Origin of the sequence: Mesorhizobium sp. M0854 (genome assembly GCF_040319815.1) — a bacterium.
Classification (GTDB): Bacteria; Pseudomonadota; Alphaproteobacteria; order Rhizobiales; family Rhizobiaceae; genus Mesorhizobium.
The window spans coordinates 173,456-190,479 of sequence record NZ_JAMYOL010000009.1 but is presented as its reverse complement, the minus strand read 5'-3'; the positions used below and the strand labels follow the sequence as shown (position 1 = coordinate 190,479).

Annotated in this window: 17 protein-coding genes; 8 read left to right on the top strand and 9 right to left on the bottom strand. The window is 63.1% G+C overall.

Going from position 1 to position 17,024, the window contains the following annotated elements; genetic code table 11:
* Positions 1-36: 36 nt before the first annotated feature.
* The 5 genes from NKH99_RS16835 (at position 37) to NKH99_RS16815 (ending at position 5,773) form a co-directional block, all read left to right on the top strand.
* Positions 37-2,106 (top strand): prolyl oligopeptidase family serine peptidase, encoded by a 2,070-nt coding sequence (locus NKH99_RS16835; protein WP_353014757.1) that lies wholly within the window; start codon positions 37-39, stop codon positions 2,104-2,106.
* 240 nt (positions 2,107-2,346) lie between these two features.
* Positions 2,347-3,726: an aspartate aminotransferase family protein gene (locus NKH99_RS16830; RefSeq protein WP_353014755.1), complete on the top strand. Its 1,380-nt coding sequence runs from the start codon at positions 2,347-2,349 to the stop codon at positions 3,724-3,726.
* Between the two features lie 484 nt (positions 3,727-4,210).
* Positions 4,211-4,519 (top strand): DUF6422 family protein, encoded by a 309-nt coding sequence (locus tag NKH99_RS16825; RefSeq protein WP_352815765.1) that lies wholly within the window; start codon positions 4,211-4,213, stop codon positions 4,517-4,519.
* A gap of 19 nt (positions 4,520-4,538) precedes the next feature.
* Positions 4,539-4,838: a hypothetical protein gene (locus tag NKH99_RS16820; protein WP_352470307.1), complete on the top strand. Its 300-nt coding sequence runs from the start codon at positions 4,539-4,541 to the stop codon at positions 4,836-4,838.
* 110 nt (positions 4,839-4,948) lie between these two features.
* Positions 4,949-5,773: a class I SAM-dependent methyltransferase gene (locus NKH99_RS16815; RefSeq protein WP_352539671.1), complete on the top strand. Its 825-nt coding sequence runs from the start codon at positions 4,949-4,951 to the stop codon at positions 5,771-5,773.
* A 406-nt stretch (positions 5,774-6,179) separates the two neighbouring features.
* Here the strand turns inward: NKH99_RS16815 and mmsB are convergent, their stop codons facing one another.
* The 3 genes from mmsB to NKH99_RS16800 are packed head-to-tail and all read right to left on the bottom strand — an operon-like array spanning position 6,180 to position 8,677.
* Positions 6,180-7,064 (bottom strand): 3-hydroxyisobutyrate dehydrogenase, encoded by an 885-nt coding sequence (mmsB, locus tag NKH99_RS16810; protein WP_352539672.1) that lies wholly within the window; start codon positions 7,062-7,064, stop codon positions 6,180-6,182.
* Positions 7,065-7,107: 43 nt separating this feature from the next.
* The gene (locus tag NKH99_RS16805) at positions 7,108-7,473 is read right to left on the bottom strand and encodes a four helix bundle protein (RefSeq protein ID WP_352815761.1); all 366 of its coding nucleotides are present in this window, start codon (positions 7,471-7,473) and stop codon (positions 7,108-7,110) included.
* Positions 7,474-7,510: 37 nt separating this feature from the next.
* The gene (locus NKH99_RS16800) at positions 7,511-8,677 is read right to left on the bottom strand and encodes an isobutyryl-CoA dehydrogenase (RefSeq protein ID WP_352815760.1); all 1,167 of its coding nucleotides are present in this window, start codon (positions 8,675-8,677) and stop codon (positions 7,511-7,513) included.
* 152 nt (positions 8,678-8,829) lie between these two features.
* Here NKH99_RS16800 and NKH99_RS16795 point away from each other — a divergent pair, with 152 nt between their 5' ends.
* Positions 8,830-9,444 carry a dimethylsulfonioproprionate lyase family protein gene (locus NKH99_RS16795; protein ID WP_352742252.1) on the top strand — a complete coding sequence of 205 codons (615 nt, stop codon included), beginning with the start codon at positions 8,830-8,832 and terminating at the stop codon, positions 9,442-9,444.
* A gap of 1 nt (position 9,445) precedes the next feature.
* On the top strand, positions 9,446-10,915 hold the full coding sequence (locus NKH99_RS16790; RefSeq protein ID WP_353014754.1) for a cobyric acid synthase: 1,470 nt from the start codon (positions 9,446-9,448) through the stop codon (positions 10,913-10,915).
* A gap of 52 nt (positions 10,916-10,967) precedes the next feature.
* Here NKH99_RS16790 and NKH99_RS16785 read toward each other — a convergent pair whose 3' ends face one another.
* The 3 genes from NKH99_RS16785 to NKH99_RS16775 form a co-directional block, all read right to left on the bottom strand.
* The gene (locus NKH99_RS16785; RefSeq protein ID WP_352613989.1) at positions 10,968-11,387 is read right to left on the bottom strand and encodes a VOC family protein; all 420 of its coding nucleotides are present in this window, start codon (positions 11,385-11,387) and stop codon (positions 10,968-10,970) included.
* 73 nt (positions 11,388-11,460) lie between these two features.
* Positions 11,461-12,288, bottom strand: a complete 828-nt coding sequence (locus NKH99_RS16780) for a helix-turn-helix domain-containing protein (RefSeq protein WP_352490695.1) — start codon at positions 12,286-12,288, stop codon at positions 11,461-11,463.
* A gap of 111 nt (positions 12,289-12,399) precedes the next feature.
* Positions 12,400-12,570 carry a hypothetical protein gene (locus NKH99_RS16775; protein ID WP_352451984.1) on the bottom strand — a complete coding sequence of 57 codons (171 nt, stop codon included), beginning with the start codon at positions 12,568-12,570 and terminating at the stop codon, positions 12,400-12,402.
* A 497-nt stretch (positions 12,571-13,067) separates the two neighbouring features.
* Here NKH99_RS16775 and NKH99_RS16770 point away from each other — a divergent pair, with 497 nt between their 5' ends.
* Positions 13,068-13,499 (top strand): TerB family tellurite resistance protein, encoded by a 432-nt coding sequence (locus NKH99_RS16770; RefSeq protein ID WP_352685127.1) that lies wholly within the window; start codon positions 13,068-13,070, stop codon positions 13,497-13,499.
* 6 nt (positions 13,500-13,505) lie between these two features.
* Here the strand turns inward: NKH99_RS16770 and NKH99_RS16765 are convergent, their stop codons facing one another.
* The 3 genes from NKH99_RS16765 to NKH99_RS16755 are packed head-to-tail and all read right to left on the bottom strand — an operon-like array spanning position 13,506 to position 16,938.
* Positions 13,506-15,128, bottom strand: coding sequence for an ABC transporter ATP-binding protein (locus NKH99_RS16765; RefSeq protein WP_352918969.1), 1,623 nt, complete (start codon positions 15,126-15,128; stop codon positions 13,506-13,508).
* Positions 15,125-15,994: an ABC transporter permease gene (locus NKH99_RS16760; RefSeq protein ID WP_353014753.1), complete on the bottom strand. Its 870-nt coding sequence runs from the start codon at positions 15,992-15,994 to the stop codon at positions 15,125-15,127. The genes NKH99_RS16765 and NKH99_RS16760 overlap by 4 nt, the downstream gene beginning before the upstream one ends.
* Complete coding sequence (locus NKH99_RS16755; RefSeq protein ID WP_352767992.1) at positions 15,991-16,938, bottom strand: ABC transporter permease; 948 nt, start codon at positions 16,936-16,938, stop codon at positions 15,991-15,993. The genes NKH99_RS16760 and NKH99_RS16755 overlap by 4 nt, the downstream gene beginning before the upstream one ends.
* Positions 16,939-17,024 lie beyond the last annotated feature (86 nt).

Sequence of the window (17,024 nt, the reverse complement as noted above, 5' to 3'; positions counted from 1 at the left end):
TTGGCTATGTCGCCGCCCGACTCAACCGGAGACCTCATGATCAAATCGAATACCAAGGGCCAGCCGGGTTCGGCGGCCGAAGACCCGTTTCTCTGGCTTGAGGACAGGAGGGGCAAGCAGGCGCTCGACTGGGTGCATCACCAAAATGCAGTTACGGTCGGGGAGCTGCAGGGTGATCCGTCCTATCAGACGTCGTTCGAGACGGCGCTCGACCTGATGACAGCCGAGGATAACATCGCCGTCGGGGCCGCTATCAACGGCTATGTCTATAATTTCTGGCAGGACCGGACGAACGTACTCGGCGTTTGGCGGCGCACCACCGTCGCCTCCTACAAGACCGACAAGCCGGAATGGCAGACGATCATCGACTTCGACAGTCTGGCGGCGAAAGAGGGGGTGAAATGGGTGTTCAGCGGGGCCAGTCGGCTCTACCCCGACTTCAGCCGCTGCCTGCTCAACCTGTCGCCGGATGGCGGCGATGCCAGCGAGATGCGCGAATTCGATATCGAAAGCAGATCGTTCGTCGATGGCGGCTTTCGCGCTCCTGCCTCGAAGTCGAGCTTTAGCTGGCTGGACGAGGACACGGTTATCGTTTCCGCCGCCTTCGAGGAGGACGACAAGACCCAGTCCGGTTATCCGCGCGTGGTCAAGCTTTGGCGGCGCGGCACGCCACTGGAAGCGGCGATGCCGATCTTCGAGGCGCTGAAGCAGGATCTTGCCGCCGGCGGGTCCGTCGAATTCGACGGCGACAAGCGTCATGTCTTCCTCGCCCGGACCATCGACTTCTTCGCCTCGCACAGTTTCCTGCGGCTGCCTTCCGGCGAGAACAGGCGCATCCCGTTGCCGGACGACGTCACCGATACAGCGCTGTTCAAGGGCCAGCTCGTCTTCGGCGTGCGTACCCCGTGGACTGCGCCGGACGGCACGCTGTGTAAGCCCGACGGGCTCTATTCACTCGATTTCGAGCGCTGGATCGAAACCGGGCTATTCGGATCCCTCGATACCGTGCTCGAGCCGGCGCACCGCGTCTCGATCGCCGGCATTGCCCGCACGCAGGACCGGCTGTTCATCAATTTGATGGACAATGTGCGCGGCAAGGTCGTCGCCGGCAAGCGCAGCGACAGCGGCTGGGAGTTCAAGCCCGTGGCGTTGCCCGAAAACGGCAATGTCGGCATCAGCCATGCCGAGCATTTCGGTTCCAGCGTCTCCTTCTCCTTCACCGATTTCCTGACGCCGAGCTCGATCATCTGGTCGGACGACAACGCTGCGGGGCTGGCAACGGTGAAGTCGCAGCCGGCGCGTTTCGACGCGTCGTCCCTGCTCTCCGAACAGTTCGAGGCACGCTCGAAGGATGGCACGATGATCCCGTACTTCGTCGTCAGGAAGCGCGACTTGCATGGACCCGTGCCGACATTGCTTTACGGCTATGGCGGCTTCGAAGTGCCGCTGCTGCCCGGCTATGCCGGCGTGCGCGGCAGGCTGTGGCTGGAGAAGGGCAATGCCTATGTGCAGGCCAACATCCGCGGCGGCGGCGAGTTCGGCCCGAACTGGCACCAGGCAGCGCTCAAGGCCAATCGCCAGAATGCCTTCGACGATTTCGCTGCCGTCGCGCAAGATCTGATCAAACGCGGCATCGCTACGCCCGCCACGCTGGGCATCCAGGGCGGATCGAATGGTGGCTTGCTGACCGGCGTCTCGCTGACCCAGCACCCGGAATTGTTCGGTGCAGTGATCATCGACGTGCCGTTGCTCGACATGCTGCGTTACACCGAGCTGCCGCCCGGCGCGTCATGGATGGCCGAGTATGGCGATCCGGCGAAGCCGGAAGAGGCAGCCTGGCTCGCCGCCTATTCGCCCTACCAGCATGTAGACACGGATGCAGCCTATCCGCCGGTGTTGCTGACGACCTCGACCGCCGACGATCGCGTCCATCCCGGGCATGCGCGCAAGATGGCGGCACGGCTGCAGGCGGCCGGCCATGGCAAGACGCTGTTCTTCGAGGAGACCGAGGGCGGCCATGGTGGACGCGGCGACCGGCGGCCGCAGGCCGCACAGGCGGCGATGAAGTACGTCTTCCTGCAGCGGGCCCTGACTGGCACCAATTGACCGGCGTCGCTTGACCGGCACGGCTTGAACTGAGGGCTCGAGGCAGCCTAAGGTACATGCATGGCTCGGCTGGCGAAATCGGGTTGCGCATTTAGGGTGGCGGTGACGCCGTCGTCGCGCACGCTACGCGCCGAGCTGTTGCGGCTCTGCGCTCGCATCGGCTATTCGCCGCCCGCTGTCCTCTGACGAATCCGCCCCGGCGCGAAAGCTGCCGGATTGGTTCAAGAGGAAAGACCAGACATGACCTACCAGAATTATTCGCTGAAGCAGCTTCAGCAGATCGATGCCGCGCATCACCTTCATCCGTTCACCGACCACAAAGAGATGCGCGAGACCGGCTCGCGCATCATCACCCACGCCGACGGGCCGTTCATCTATGATGCCGAAGGGACGGAAATCCTCGACGGCATGGCTGGGCTGTGGTGCGTCAATGTCGGCTATGGCCGCGACGAGCTCGCCGACGCCGCCTACGCCCAGATGAAGGAGTTGCCCTACTACAACTCTTTCTTCAAATGCTCGACGCCGACGCCGGTTCTGCTGTCGAGAAAGCTGGCGGAGATCGCGCCAAGGCACATCAACCAGGTGTTCTACGGCTCGTCCGGTTCGGAGGCCAACGACACGGCGCTGCGCCTGGTCCGTCACTATTGGGTGCTGGAAGGCAGGCCCGAGAAGAACCGCATCATCTCACGCAAGATGGGCTACCACGGCTCGACCATCGCCGGCGCCTCGCTCGGCGGCATGGATTTGATGCACAAGCAGCTCGGCGGCGCCGTGCCCAACATCGTCCATGTGATGATGCCCTATGCCTATGAGCTCGCACTGCCCGGCGAAAGCGACCATGATTTCGGCCTGCGCGCGGCAAAAGCGGTCGAGGACGCGATCCTCGAAGCCGGCGCCGACAAGGTGGCCGCCTTCATCGGCGAGCCGGTGATGGGGGCAGGCGGGGTGAAGATCCCGCCGATGAGCTATTGGCCGGAGGTGCAGCGCATCTGCCGCAAATACGATGTCCTGCTGATGCTGGACGAGGTCATCACCGGATATGGCCGCACAGGCGAGTGGTTCGCCGCACAAGCCTTCGACGTCGAGCCCGACACCATCACCACGGCCAAGGCGCTGACCTCCGGCTATCAGCCGCTGTCGGCGCTGCTGGTCGGCGACCGCATCGCGGCGACGCTGGTCGAAAAGGGCGGCGAATTCTATCACGGCTACACCTATGCCGGGCATCCGGTGGCCTGCGCGGTGGCGCTGAAGAACCTCGAGATCATCGAGCGCGAAGGCCTGGTCGATCGCGTCAGGAACGACACCGGGCCTTACTTCGCCAGGGCGCTGCAGGAACGTCTCGGTGGGCACGATCTGGTCGGCGAGGTGCGCTCGTTCGGGCTGATGGGGGCGATCGAGATCGTCAAGGACAAGGCAACCAAGGAGCGTTTCCTGCCCGCCGGCAGCGCGGCGGTGATGGTTCGCGACCACGCGATTGTCCAGGGCATGATGCTGCGCGCTACCGGCGACACGATGATCCTGTCGCCGCCGCTGATCTGGACCCGCGAGACGATCGACATGGCCTGCGACCGCATCGCCACGGCGCTCGATCTGGCGCAAGCGGATTTGCGCAAGGGGTAAGGTAGAACCATCGCCGGGCGACCTGCAGTCGGACGCTCGGCGATCGCTGCGTCGATCGCCGAGCAGATGGTCGAGGACGTGGACAAAGTCAGTTCGAATTCGGCTGCGGGTGGAAACGCGCCCCATCCAGGCACTGCCGACTATTCAGCTTTGGCGCGCCAAGCCTACCTCACTCCCGCCTGGCAAAACTCGTCCATGCCGAGCGCGGCAAGCGTGCGAACGGCGCCCGTCTTGTCACCTGCCGCCGATCAGCGTGACGTCCGTAAGCCATCCGTAAGTCCGGTCCTGTCAACTTCGCCTGATCGACTTCAGCAAGGGATCATTCGTTCAAGGAGACCAAAATGGGCGACTAGCTGTCCTTAGCGCCACGTCGCAACGAATTGCGCCACGTTGAAGAGCGAACAAGTCGAGCGGTGTGCAAATTTGAAGCATGCTTGCTTCCCAATTGAGGCATTTGGCGAATCCAAATCTGAGGGAGTGACACATGTTTAAATATCTGTCTCGGGAGGGTCTCACGCGCGAACAATCGGAAGCCCTGGAAAAGGCCGCGTTCTTGATCATCAGCGCGCGGAAAGAAGCCGCGGCGCTACTGGCGCGGGCGGGAGTAACTTTACCTGATAATGGGTTTGGGTTCGGGAACCCTTGCAACGCGCACATAGAGGCGCACGGCAACTGCCCGTGCAACGATTACACGGGCGATGGTGGGCCATGTTTGACGCAGACTACCCTCGATACGGCCTTCCCCCCGTCCCGGAGTTGCGGCCATCCACCATCAAAACATCTCTCCACGTAAGGCGTATTGGAGACAGTTGATGCGCACCATTTCTTTGATCCTAGCCTTGGTTATGCAATCGGTCATCACTGTATCTCTTGCGCAGGACGCCAAAACACCTTTCAAAAGGCCGGTTCCAGAAGAGCACAAGGGCTTCGTGGCGGAAATTGAGAGTGTTTTCAGGAAATATCCAAAGGCGATCGCTCGCTACAAACTCGTGGATATCGGCCTCGTAAATATTGGCGAGATGCCGCGCGTGGAGTGCACAGTGGAATGCGAGTTTGATTCTACTTGGGGCGGATGGTGCAAAGACCGTTGTGATACGGAACGCGAAGAATAGCACTGCCGGTTTCCATTGCCCGGTTGCTAGTCGACAGACACGCGCTTTATGATGGCTGCTGAAGCGCCGATCGGGCCCGTTGCCCGAGATCGTTGTGCGGGAGGGACACTATGGCCCAGCAGGAGCAGTGGCAGCTGGAAGGCAGCGCCGCGGACCTCTACGAGCGCTACCTGGTCCCGGCAATCACAGCCCTGTGGGCTGCGGACCTGATGGATCGTGCTGCGCCTCAATCTGGTGAGCGGATTTTGGACGTAGCTTGCGGCACCGGCGTGGTGGCACGCTCGGCGGCCGAGCGTATGGGAAGTGGGCAGGTCGTCGGCCTCGACATCAATACGGGCATGCTCGCCGTTGCTCGGTCGCTCCCGAGAGGCGCTGGAGCGCGTATCGACTGGCACGAGGGAAGCGCGCTCGAAATGCCGTTCCCTGACTCCGCCTTCGATCTGGTTCTTTGCCAGCTCGGACTGCAGTTTTTTCCGGATCGATCTAGTGCGCTCCGTGAGATGTTCCGGGTTCTGGTGCCTGACGGCCGACTGGCTTTAAACGTTTTCAGCGCTATTGAGCACACTCCTGCGGCGAAGGCGCTGGCGGATGCCTTGGATCGACACCTCGGTCCAGGCGCTTCGGCAACGAAAAGGTCTGAGCATTCACTCGCCGATGCGGACGAGCTTTACCGATTGGTGGCCGAGGCGGGATTTCGTCAGGTGACCATCCACACGACGACACAAAACATCCGATTTCCCTCGTCTAGGGAATATGTGCGACTACAGCTGGCAGCGACTCCGCAGGCCGGGCTGGTCAGCAGAATTGATGCCGGGCATCGGGAAGCAGTCATCGCAGCGATCACCGGTGATCTAGATTTTTCGCTGGCAATCTATTCAACTGAAGGGGAGCTGATGTTCCCCCAAGAGGCCCACGTCGTGCTCGCACGCAAGTAGCGTAGCTGACCGATGAGCCATGGCACCGACGCGCTGGGGGATTGGGGCGCGACCACCTGTGGGTCGACGTAGCTCAGGACAGCAGCCACGACGCCGACGATCATCTGGAGACACGCCAGGGCGATCGCCTCATTGTCCTTGAAGAATGCGAAACGCAAAAACCGCGCTCCATCGGAACGCGGCTTTGCCAGATACGCATGGCGCTTCGCCAACAATACACTTGCGAAACTTACGGCGAAACTTACGGGCTCCGGTACGCGAGACCTGATCCGGAGCGCCGGGCGGATGTCCGCCTCGCAATCCGTTTTAAACGCATATCGTTACTGCAGGGTTAGCAAGAGCTTAAGCAAACCTAAATTTGCCGGCTTTCCGCATTGGGCAGATCGAAAACCTGTGAACCTGGGGCTTACGCCGGGTCACCACGGAGGAAATTAATGATGCCGGAAAAATCCGCGCCGGCATTCCCTTGTGCGTTGAACAGCGCATAAAGCTGGGCTGCCTCGGCGCCGAGCGGCGTTGCTGCACCGACGCTCTGTGCGGCCTCCTGCGACAGTTTCAGGTCCTTCAGCATCAGTGCCGCCGCGAAGCCAGGCTTATAGCCATTGTTGGCGGGCGATGTCGGCACCGGGCCGGGCACCGGGCAATAGGTGGTCAGCGACCAGCACTGGCCGGACGAGGTCGAGGCGACGTCGAACAGCGCCTGGTGCGACAGGCCGAGCTTTTCTGCCAGCACGAAGGCCTCGGCAACGCCGATCATCGAAATGCCCAAAATCATGTTGTTGCAGATCTTCGCCGCCTGTCCGGCGCCGTCGTCGCCGCAATGAACGATGCGGCCGGCCATCGGCTTGAGGATTGGTTCGGCCTTGGCGAAGGCATCCTTCGAACCGCCGGCCATGAAGGTCAGCGTGCCGGCCGCCGCACCGCCCGTGCCGCCGGAGACCGGCGCGTCGATCGACAGCAACCCGTGCTTGGCGGCGATGGCATGGGCCTTTCGAGCCGACTCGACATCGATGGTAGAGGAATCGATGAACAGCGCGCCTTTTTTTGCCCTGGATACTATGTCTGCGTAAACCGACAGAACATGCTTACCGGCTGGCAGCATGGTGATGACCGCATCGGCGTCTTTCACCGCCGCAACGGCGTTGGCCATGATGACGACGCCGTGTTCCCTGGCGATGACGAGATTCTCCGGCACCAGGTCGAAGCCGTGCACGGCATACCCGGCCTTGACCAGGTTGGAGGCCATCGGATTGCCCATATTGCCGAGGCCGATGAAGGCGATGGTGGTCATAATGGCGCTCCGTGGTTTGGGTAGGCAGTAGGCAGTAAGCGACCTATTCGGGCGCAAGTTTGCTAATAAGTTGGCGAAGCATTTTCCCGATGCCCTCGGTCGCTAAAAGCACGTGATAAGCTTGATCATGCGTAGCAAGGCCAATGCGTTCGGCGATCTGGAGGTGTGTCTCGAACTCCTTCAGCGATCCCTGGGCAATCCTGAGAAATTGCTGATAGGAGCCTCTGTCTCGGCCGTAACCTTCCGCGATGTTTGCAGGAATAGAGGTTGCTGAGCGGCGGATTTGGCTGGTCAACCCATACAATTCCTCTTTTGGCCATGCCTTGGTCAGGGAGTAGGTGGTGACGGCCAGATCCATCGCCTGCTGCCATACGATAAGATCCTTGTACGAATTGATCTTGCCGGTCATCTTTCTGCCTACTGCCTACTGCCTACTGCCTACTGCCTTACCGTCCGATCAGCGCGCGAGCGATGATGACGCGCATGATCTCGTTGGTGCCTTCGAGAATCTGGTGGACACGCAGGTCGCGCACCAGTTTCTCGATGCCGTAGTCGTGCAGATAACCATAGCCGCCGTGCAGCTGCAGGGCGTCGTTGGCGACGTTGAAGCCGGCGTCGGTGACGAAGCGCTTGGCCATCGCCGACCATTTCGAGGCCTCCGGCGCGTTGCGGTCGAGCTTCGAGGCGGCGGTGTAGAGGAAGACGCGCGCTGCCTGCAGTTCGGTCTCCATGTCGGCAAGCTTGAACTGCAGCGCCTGGAACTGGTTGATCTTCGAGCCGAAAGCCTTGCGTTCGGCGGTGTAGGCGAGTGCCTTGTCGAGTGCCGATTGCGCGCCGCCGAGCGAGCAGGCGGCGATGTTCAACCGGCCGCCGTCCAACCCGGCCATGGCGATGCCAAAACCGGCGCCTTCAGCCGACAAAAGATTTTCGGCCGGCACCTTGCAGTCCTCGAAGACGACCTGGCGCGTCGACTGCATGTGCCAGCCCATCTTGTGCTCGTTGGCGCCGAAGGAAAGGCCCGGCGCATCGTTCGGCACGACGAAGGTGGAAATGCCTTTCGGCCCGTCGGCGCCGGTGCGCGCCATGACGACATAGAGGTTGCTGTCGCCGGCACCGGAGATAAACTGCTTGGCGCCGTTCAGCACATAGTCGCCGCCGCTTTTGACCGCACGCGTCTTCAGCGCCGCGGCATCGGATCCCGAACCCGGCTCGGTCAGGCAGTAGCTGGCCAGCCATTCCATCGAGGTCAGTTTGGGCAGGAAGCGCCGGCGCTGCTCGTCGCTGCCGAAGCGGTCGATCATCGATGCTGCCATGTTGTGGATCGAGATGAAGGCGGAAAACGCCGGATCGGCACGCGAAAGCGCCTCGAAGATCAGCACGGCGTCGAGCCGGCCGAGCCCCGAGCCGCCGACGTCGTCGCGGACATAGATGCCGCCAAGGCCGAGCGGACCTGTCTCGCGGATCACATCGGCCGGGAAATGCTTGTTGCGATCCCAGTCGAGTGCGTTCGGCGCCACGCGGTCGGCGGCGAAGGCTTGCGCCATCTCCTGGATGGCGCGCTGGTCCTCGTTGAGTTCGAACTGGCTGGTGCCCGCATCGACAGCGGCGTCCATGGCGTGCTCCCTGATGTTTCCGGCCTGCTGGCCTGTCGTTTTTGGCTTTGCGCGCCGTCCAATCTAGACCAATGATGCCGCCGCGCAACCCGACCCGTCTTGATCCAACCATCTGGGCAGCCGCTGTGGGCGAATGCGCTTTGGAGCAAAGTGTGACGACAACTTTCGACGAACTGCTTGGATGCTTCCATGCCTATCTCCAGACGTTCGATGATGCGCTGGTGCGCGACGCCGTGGCCCGGATCGGCTGGGACATGCCGTCCCGTCCGCTCGAACCGCATGCACTGCCTTGTCTCGTCCAGCTCGACCGGATCGTCGAACTCGCTCCCGCTGCGGCCAAGTCGCTGGCGCGGCTGGTTGCGGAGCGTCGCGGCTATCTGCACTGGGGCCAGACCTATGGCGAGGCGGATTTCGGCAAGGTTTTCATCGACAATTACGGCTGGCTGGAGGTGTTCGGTACACGCGGGCATTTCGTCAATGACGAGGTCGCGGGCGGCCTGCTGATCCTTGGACCCGACACCGTCTACCCCGATCACCACCATGTCGCGGAGGAGATCTACATCCCGCTGACCGGCGGCACCGAATGGCGCATGGGCGATGGCGGTTTTCGCCTTCGAGCGGCGGGCGAGGTGATCCACCATGCCCCTGATATCAGCCACGCCATGCGCACCGGCAAGGAGCCGCTGCTGGCGCTCTACATCTGGCGCGGCGGGCCGCTGGCAGCCAAGTCGACGATCACCGGAACTGTTGCGCAGGGCAGGGGCTGATATGGCCAAGGCGATCATGCTGCAGGGCACGGGTTCGGATGTCGGCAAGACGGTGCTGGTTGCCGGCCTCTGCCGCGCGGCGAAGAAGCGCGGCCTGAAGGTGCGGCCGTTCAAGCCGCAGAACATGTCGAACAACGCGGCCGTCGCCGATATTCCGGGCGATTCAGGCGGCGGCGAGATCGGCCGCGCCCAATGGCTGCAGGCGATCGCCTGCGGCGTGGCGCCGATCGTCCACATGAACCCGGTGCTGCTCAAGCCGCAGACCGATGTCGGCGCTCAAGTCGTCGTGCAGGGCAAGGTGTTCGGCGAGGCGCGGGCGCGCGACTACCAGGCGCTGAAGGGCCGGCTGATGGATGCGGTACTGGACTCCTGGGCAAAGGTCGGCGAGGGCGCCGATCTGGTCATTGTCGAGGGCGCCGGCTCGCCGGCCGAGATCAATCTCAGGAGCCGCGACATTGCCAATATGGGCTTTGCGACGCGCGCCGGCGTGCCGGTGATCCTGGTCGGCGATATCGATCGCGGCGGCGTCATCGCCTCGGTCGCCGGCACCCATCTGATCCTGCCGGAGGAGGACCGGCGCATGATCGTCGGCTACCTCATCAACAAGTTCCGTGGCGACGTCTCGCTGTTCGAAGACGGCATCAAGGCGATCGAAAAATTCACCGGCTGGCGCTGTTTTGGCGTCGTGCCGTGGCTGAAGGCGGCGGCGCGGCTGCCATCGGAAGATTCCGTCGTGCTCGAGCGACTGGCGTCCGGCGAGAAGCGCGCGCTGAAGATCGCCGTGCCGGTGCTCTCGCGCATCGCCAATTTCGACGATCTCGACCCGCTCAAGGCCGAACCGCAAGTTGAGGTGGTGTTCGTGCCGCCTGGTGAGCGCTTGCCCGAAGATGCGGGTCTGGTGGTCATTCCCGGCTCGAAGTCGACGATCGGCGATCTCCTGAAATTTCACGAGAACGGCTGGGACCGCGACCTTGCCGCGCATAGGAAACGCGGTGGTCATATCGTCGGCATTTGCGGCGGCTTCCAGATGCTTGGTCATATCGTGCGCGATCCCGACGGCATCGAGGGCAGCGTTACAGAAACGCAAGGGCTTGGCCTGCTCGACGTCGAAACGGTGATGGAGCCGGAAAAGACGGTGCGCAATGTCAGCGCGCGCTCGGTGCAATTCGATCTGCCGCTCGAGGGCTACGAGATCCATCTCGGCCGCACCACCGGTCCGGACACGCTGCGGCCGTCCGCCGTTATCAACGGCATCGATGACGGCGCTATCTCGGCCGACGGCAAGGTGCTGGGCACCTATATGCACGGGCTGTTTTCCGCCGACGCCTTCCGGGCGAAATTCCTCGAAAGCCTCGGCGTCAAGGGCGGCGGCATCGACTACCGCGCCGAGGTCGAACGGGCACTGGACGAGATCGCAGCCGAACTGGAAACCCACCTCGACTGCGACACGATTTTTGGGCTGGCGCGTTAGATACTTTGCCTGAGCATGATCTTGTCCGAAAACCGGTCTCCACTTTTCGGGATCATGCTTTCTCGTCAGCCTTCGGCCAGTAGGTGCCGAACGACCAGACGTTGCCTTCCGGATCGCGGCAGATGAATTCGCGGCTGCCATAGTCGCGGTCGGTGAGTTCTTCCAGAATCTCGGCGCCGGCGGTCTTTGCCCGCGCGTATGCCGCGTCTGCGTCAGCGACCGCAACGTAGATCGACTTGCCGCCACCCGAACCCGGCGCGCCGACCATCTTGCCATAGGCGTCGTCGCGCGCCGTGCCGAGCATGACGATCGAAGAGCCGAAAGCGAGTTCGGCGTGGTGCACCACGTCGCCTTCGCCATAGCGGGCACGAACGCTGAAGCCGAAGGCCTCGCACAGCCAGTCGATCATCTTGCCGGCATTCCTGTAGCGCAGCGCCGGATAAAGCAGCGGTGGTTCGGGGGTGTTCGGCATGGCTGATCTCCTTCAGCGGGTTGGTCGATCAACCCAGTCTGCGCGAAGGCCGGTTGCGCGTCTTGAAGAAATGTTACCTCGCGGCAAGCGCCGTCGGCGCGACGCCTGCCAGGTCGCGAAACTCGCGTACCAGATGCGCCTGGTCGGCATAGCCGCAGTCGGCGGCGATGTCGGCCCAAGCGCTGTTGGCCTGTCTCGACAGGCCAAGCGCATGATTGAAGCGGACGATGCGCGAGAGCGTTTTTGGGCCGGTGCCGATAGCGTCCGAAAATTTTCCGGTAAGATGCTTGCGGCTCCAGCCAAGCTTTTCGGCCAGCGTCGAGATGCGGATCCGCCCACGCGTCGAGACGATCGTCTCATAGACCCAGACCATTTCGGCCTGAGTGCGGTCCGCGGTTGCCAACCGATCACCGACGAAGGCTTCGGCGATGGCAAAGCGTGTGCTCCAATCCGGCGCATTGCCGAGCCTTTCGCGAAGCGCGATGCCTTCGACGCCGAGCACGTCATCCAGGCCGACCATGCGGTCGGTCAGTTCGCTCATCGGGCGGCCGAAGAAGCGACGAGCGCCGAGCGGGGTGAAATTGATCTGCACACAGCAGGTGCCGCCGCAGGATTCGATCACTACCGGCCCGGCATAAAGGCCGGAGGCAAAACTGGTGAAGCGGTCATTGTCGCCTGGGTCCTGGCCGAGCCCAATGGCAAAGGGTTCGGCAAAGCTGATGACCAGCGGCACGGTCAGCGAGGCATATTCGACGGCGCGGAAATGGCCTGGCATGGTTTCGCGAAAGCCGCACATGTCGGTGACGACGCCCTGAAGCCGATGGCTCGGCGCGCGCCGCACCATCTCGAACCGATCGAGGCCTGGGCTTTCGTGGCGGCTGCCGTCTTCGCTGTCGGGCATGCGCTTTCCTTCCGCCACGCGACTTTAACAGACCATTCGTCGGAATCAAAAGCGCCCGGCTTTTGGCCGGGCGCTCCGAGTTGCCTGAGATTCTGAATTGTCTGGACGTGTTTAGGCGCCGCGCATCAGGCAGCCGGCGGCCAGCACGATGTAAGCGATGACAACAATCCACACAGCAGCCAAAGGGATGAACGCAAGGACGCCAAGCGCGGCGAGAACGCCGATAATGGCGATAACAAGGGATATAATGAAAATAAGCTGGGTAGGCGCACTGAGATTCATGTTCGGTCCCTCCTCAACATGATTCGTACAACGGCATACTATCAGTCGCGCGGTCACACACCAATGAGCGCAGCGGGTTCGCCGGATTGGCCGGCAGTTTTATGGGAGTGCCAGAACGGTGCGGCGCGTTCGATCACGAAGGGCAATCGCTTCGGACGAATGACAGTTTCCAAATTGTGGCGGAGACCACCAATTGTCGATGTCGCCGCCGCCCCTCATTGCCCTGCCGGGCATTTCTCCCCGCATAGTGACGGGGAGAAAGGGCTGGTCGCAACGTCGGCGCCTTTTCTTGCAGCGCCTGCGATTGGCGAAACCGGTGACGAGAGCGCCCCTCTCCCGTCACTAAACGGGGGATGCCGGCAGGCAGGTGAGGCGCAGCGCCAACGCCCTAAAAGGGTGAGGAGGCGAATTCAAAACCGATTGCCCTGTTCCACCATTCGCACCCGTTTGCGCCAAGCCGATTCCGCGCTACCTTCCCGACGAATCGGAAGGGGCTGATGGCGATGGGATTGCTGGACCAGATACGCTCGATCTTCGACGGCGACCCCGGCGTGCGCAAGGTCGCGGACGATCCGGTGCTGTCGGCGGAATTGCTGATGCTGTTCCGTATGATCCTGGCCGACGGTTCGGTCAGCGAAAGCGAAATGACCGCCTTCAGACGTATCTGCCGCGACGCCTTCGGCATTCCCGACACCAGCGTCGACAGCGTCATCGAATATCTCAACGATTTCGGCTACGAGACCAACAGCTCGCAGGCCGTCGCCCAATTCCGCGACCTCGACGTCGAACGGCGCAAGCTGCTCGCCCGCCACATGGCCGAGATCGCCAAGGCCGATTCGCAACTTGCCGGGAGCGAGATGCAGCTGTTGCGCCGCACGCTCGACCTGCTCGACATCAGCCCGGCCGATTTGGTCAAGCCGCAAGGCTGAGGCCGCTCACCCCTGTTCCTGCAGTCGTTTCGCGATCGCCCGGTGCAGGTCTGGAGCAGCAGCGACCAACGCCTTGGCCGCCTCGGATTGCGGGTGGTCGAGCACTTCGCTCGTCCTGCCGCGCTCAACGATCTTGCCGTCATGCATGACCATCACCTCGTCGGTGATGGCGCGGGCGACGGTCAGATCATGGGTGATGAACAGATAGGCGATGCCGAGTTTTTGGTTGAGCTCGGCGAACAAATCGAGGATCTGCGCGCGGATCGAGACGTCGAGCGCCGAGACCGGCTCGTCGGCGACGACCAGCTTCGGCCGGGTGATGATGGCGCGGGCGATCGAAAGGCGCTGGCGCTGGCCGCCCGAAAACTCATGCGGATACTTGTCCATGTCGCCTGGTGAGAGGCCGACCTCGTGCAGCGCATACGCCACCATCTCGCGCCGCGCGGCGGGCGCCGGCTTCTTCTCCAGCACATGCAGCGGCTCGGCCACCAATCTCTCGACCTTCTGGCGTGGGTCGAACGAACCATACGGGTCCTGGAACACGACCTGCATGTCGCGCCGTGCCGGCTTCAGCTCCGCCTCGCTCTTGCCGGTGAGGTTATCGCCGCGGAAGCGGATCGTACCGGCCGTCGGTTTGTCCAGTGCCAGGACCATGCGAGCAAGCGTCGACTTGCCACAGCCGGAACGCCCGACGAGCGCCATCGACTGGCCGGGCGCCATCGAGAAGGAAACATCGTCGACGGCGCGGATGGGAGCCCCTCGCTTGAGCAGCGATATGCGCCGTGCCGGATAATCCCGCGTCACATTTTCTACCCGAAGAAGAGGTTTGGCCGATCCGCTGTCATGTGTGCGGGCCCGCGCCGGCACATGCATCGAGGCCTGCGCCAGCTGTCGCGTATAGGGATGAAGCTGTTCGGACAGGACGCGCGCCGTGTCGCCGGCCTCCATCACCTCGCCATGGCGCAGGATGGTGATGCGGTCCGCCATCTCGGTCACCACGGCGAGGTCGTGCGAGATCAGCAGCAGGCCCATGCGGTTTTCCGCTACGAGGTCGCGCAGCAGGTCGAGGATCTGCGCCTGCAGCACCACGTCGAGCGCGGTCGTCGGCTCGTCGGCGATCAACAGCTTGGGTTTCAGCGCACAGGCGATGGCGATGACGACGCGCTGGCGCTGGCCTCCGGACAGCTCATGCGGATAACGCGACAGCGGGAACTGCGCCGCCGGCAAGCCGACCCGGTCGAGCATTTTTCGCGCCCGTTGTTCGGCGTCCGCGCGGCTCGCCCTGGTGTGCCAGCGAATACCTTCGGCGACCTGCTCGCCAATGGTCTTGACCGGGTTGAGCGCCGTCATCGGCTCCTGGAACACCATGCCGATGTCGTCGCCGCGTAGCGCGCACATCTGATCCTCGCTCGCCGCCAGAATATCGATGCCGTCGAAGGTAACGCGTCCGCTGGCGCGTGCCGCCCAGGGCAAGAGCTGCATCACGGTGAGCGCAGTCATCGACTTGCCGGAGCCGGATTCGCCGACCAGCCCCATCATTTCGCCCGGCGCGACGGAAAGCTCGACGTCTCTGAGGATACGGGTGCCGCCGATGGTCAGCGACAGCTTCTCGATCTCGAGCAGGCTCATCGCTGCCGCCGCGATTTCGGATCGAGGATGTCGGCGATACCGTCGCCGAGCAGGTTCAGGCCAAGCACGGTGATGACGATCGCCATGCCCGGAAAGATCGCCATCCACGGCGCCACCACCATGCGCGTCTGGGCGTCGAACAGCATGCGGCCCCAGCTCGGCATCGGCGGCTGGGTGCCCAGCCCGACGTAGGAAAGCCCGGCTTCGGCCAGTATGCCCAGCGCGAACTGGATGGTCCCTTGCACCAGCAGCAGCGTGGCGATGTTGGGCAGCACATGTTCGATGCTGATCAGCGTCCTGCTTTTGCCGGCGGCGCGGGCGGCGAGGATGAATTCGCGCGGCCAGATCGCCAGGGCGCCGGCGCGGGCGACGCGCGCGAACACCGGGATGTTGAAGATGCCGATGGCGATGATGGCGTTGAACGCGCCGGGCCCGAAGATGGCGGTGATCATGATTGCCGAAAGCAGCGCCGGAAAGGCGAAGACCAGGTCGTTCAGCCGCATCAGCACGTCGTCGGCGATGCCGCCCCGCGCCGCGGAAAAGGCGCCGAGCGGCACGCCGACGCCCATGCCGATGCCGACCGCCACCAGCGCCACGGCAATCGAGTTGCGGGCGCCAACCATGATCATCGACAGGATGTCGCGACCGAAATGGTCGGTGCCGAACCAGTGCGCCAGCGACGGCGCCTGGGTCTTGTCGGAAATGACCAGCCTGGTGACGTCGTAAGGCGTCCACACGAAGGAGAGGATCGCGACCGCAGCCACCAGTGCGGTGACGACGAAGCCGGCGAGGAACGAACGGTTTCGAAACGCCTTGGCCAGGATGCCGGCAAGGTTCTCGTCGGGGATGTCGATGTGCAGCGTCATTGCCTGCCTCTCAGGCGCGGATCGACCACCGCATAGGAGAGATCGACAACGAAATTGACGATGATGACGGCGGCAACCAGCAGCATGACGACGCTCTCGACCACGATCAGGTCACGCTGGTTGATTGCCTGGAACACCAGCCGGCCGAGGCCGGGCAAATAGAAGACGTTCTCGATGATGATGGTGCCGGCAAGCAGGAAGGCGAATTGCAGGCCTAGAATGGTGACCACCGGGATCAAGGCGTTGCGCAGCGCATGCCGCCACAAGACAAGACGATAGGGCAGGCCCTTGGCGCGGGCGGTGCGGATGTAATCCTCATTCAGCACTTCAATCAGCGCCGAGCGGGTGACCCGGGCGAGGATCGCCGCCTGCGGCAGAGCGAGGGCGACCGCCGGCAGGAGCAGCGACTTCAGCGCCGGCCAGACGCCGGCGCCCCAGCCGGGAAAACCGCCGCCCGGCACCAGCCGCAGCCAGACGGCGAACAGATAGATCAGCATCAGCGCAAACCAGAAATTGGGCACGGCGACGCCAAGCTGGGCGGCGCCCATCGCAACCGTGTCGCCGGCCCGGCCGCGCCGGCTGGCGGAAAACAGCCCGACCGGGATGGCAATGACTGTGGACAGCGCCAGCGCCATCAGCGCCAGCGGCAGCGAGACGACGAGGCGCTCGCGGACCAGATCGATGACCGGCACCGAATAGGTGTAGGAGCGACCGAAATCGAGGCTCAGCAAGCCGCCGGCCCAATGCAGATAGCGCAGCACGACGGGAGCGTTGAGGCCCATCTGGTTGCGCAGCAATTCGATCTGGTCGGCACTGGCGTTCAGGCCAAGCATCAGCCGCGCCGGGTCGCCGGGAATGATCTCCAGCACGGCAAAAACGACCATTGAGGCCAGAACCAGCGTGACGATGGCGATGATGAGGCGCTTGAGGAGGTAGGCGGTCATGGACGTTGAGGAACCGCTGTGTTGCCGGACGCAAAAACCGGGCGAAGCTTGCGTTCCCGCCCACCCCCCTCTGTCCTGCCGGACAT

Excerpts from the sequence above, each read along its gene's own strand:
- NKH99_RS16835 (WP_353014757.1), top strand. The coding sequence starts at position 37 with ATGATCAAATCGAATACCAAGGGCCAGCCGGGTTCGGCGGCCGAAGAC.
- NKH99_RS16830 (WP_353014755.1), top strand. The coding sequence starts at position 2,347 with ATGACCTACCAGAATTATTCGCTGAAGCAGCTTCAGCAGATCGATGCC.
- NKH99_RS16825 (WP_352815765.1), top strand. The coding sequence starts at position 4,211 with ATGTTTAAATATCTGTCTCGGGAGGGTCTCACGCGCGAACAATCGGAA.
- NKH99_RS16820 (WP_352470307.1), top strand. The coding sequence starts at position 4,539 with ATGCGCACCATTTCTTTGATCCTAGCCTTGGTTATGCAATCGGTCATC.
- NKH99_RS16815 (WP_352539671.1), top strand. The coding sequence starts at position 4,949 with ATGGCCCAGCAGGAGCAGTGGCAGCTGGAAGGCAGCGCCGCGGACCTC.
- mmsB (WP_352539672.1), bottom strand. The coding sequence starts at position 7,064 with ATGACCACCATCGCCTTCATCGGCCTCGGCAATATGGGCAATCCGATG.
- NKH99_RS16805 (WP_352815761.1), bottom strand. The coding sequence starts at position 7,473 with ATGACCGGCAAGATCAATTCGTACAAGGATCTTATCGTATGGCAGCAG.
- NKH99_RS16800 (WP_352815760.1), bottom strand. The coding sequence starts at position 8,677 with ATGGACGCCGCTGTCGATGCGGGCACCAGCCAGTTCGAACTCAACGAG.
- NKH99_RS16790 (WP_353014754.1), top strand. The coding sequence starts at position 9,446 with ATGGCCAAGGCGATCATGCTGCAGGGCACGGGTTCGGATGTCGGCAAG.
- NKH99_RS16785 (WP_352613989.1), bottom strand. The coding sequence starts at position 11,387 with ATGCCGAACACCCCCGAACCACCGCTGCTTTATCCGGCGCTGCGCTAC.
- NKH99_RS16780 (WP_352490695.1), bottom strand. The coding sequence starts at position 12,288 with ATGCCCGACAGCGAAGACGGCAGCCGCCACGAAAGCCCAGGCCTCGAT.
- NKH99_RS16775 (WP_352451984.1), bottom strand. The coding sequence starts at position 12,570 with ATGAATCTCAGTGCGCCTACCCAGCTTATTTTCATTATATCCCTTGTT.
- NKH99_RS16770 (WP_352685127.1), top strand. The coding sequence starts at position 13,068 with ATGGCGATGGGATTGCTGGACCAGATACGCTCGATCTTCGACGGCGAC.
- NKH99_RS16765 (WP_352918969.1), bottom strand. The coding sequence starts at position 15,128 with ATGAGCCTGCTCGAGATCGAGAAGCTGTCGCTGACCATCGGCGGCACC.
- NKH99_RS16760 (WP_353014753.1), bottom strand. The coding sequence starts at position 15,994 with ATGACGCTGCACATCGACATCCCCGACGAGAACCTTGCCGGCATCCTG.
- NKH99_RS16755 (WP_352767992.1), bottom strand. The coding sequence starts at position 16,938 with ATGACCGCCTACCTCCTCAAGCGCCTCATCATCGCCATCGTCACGCTG.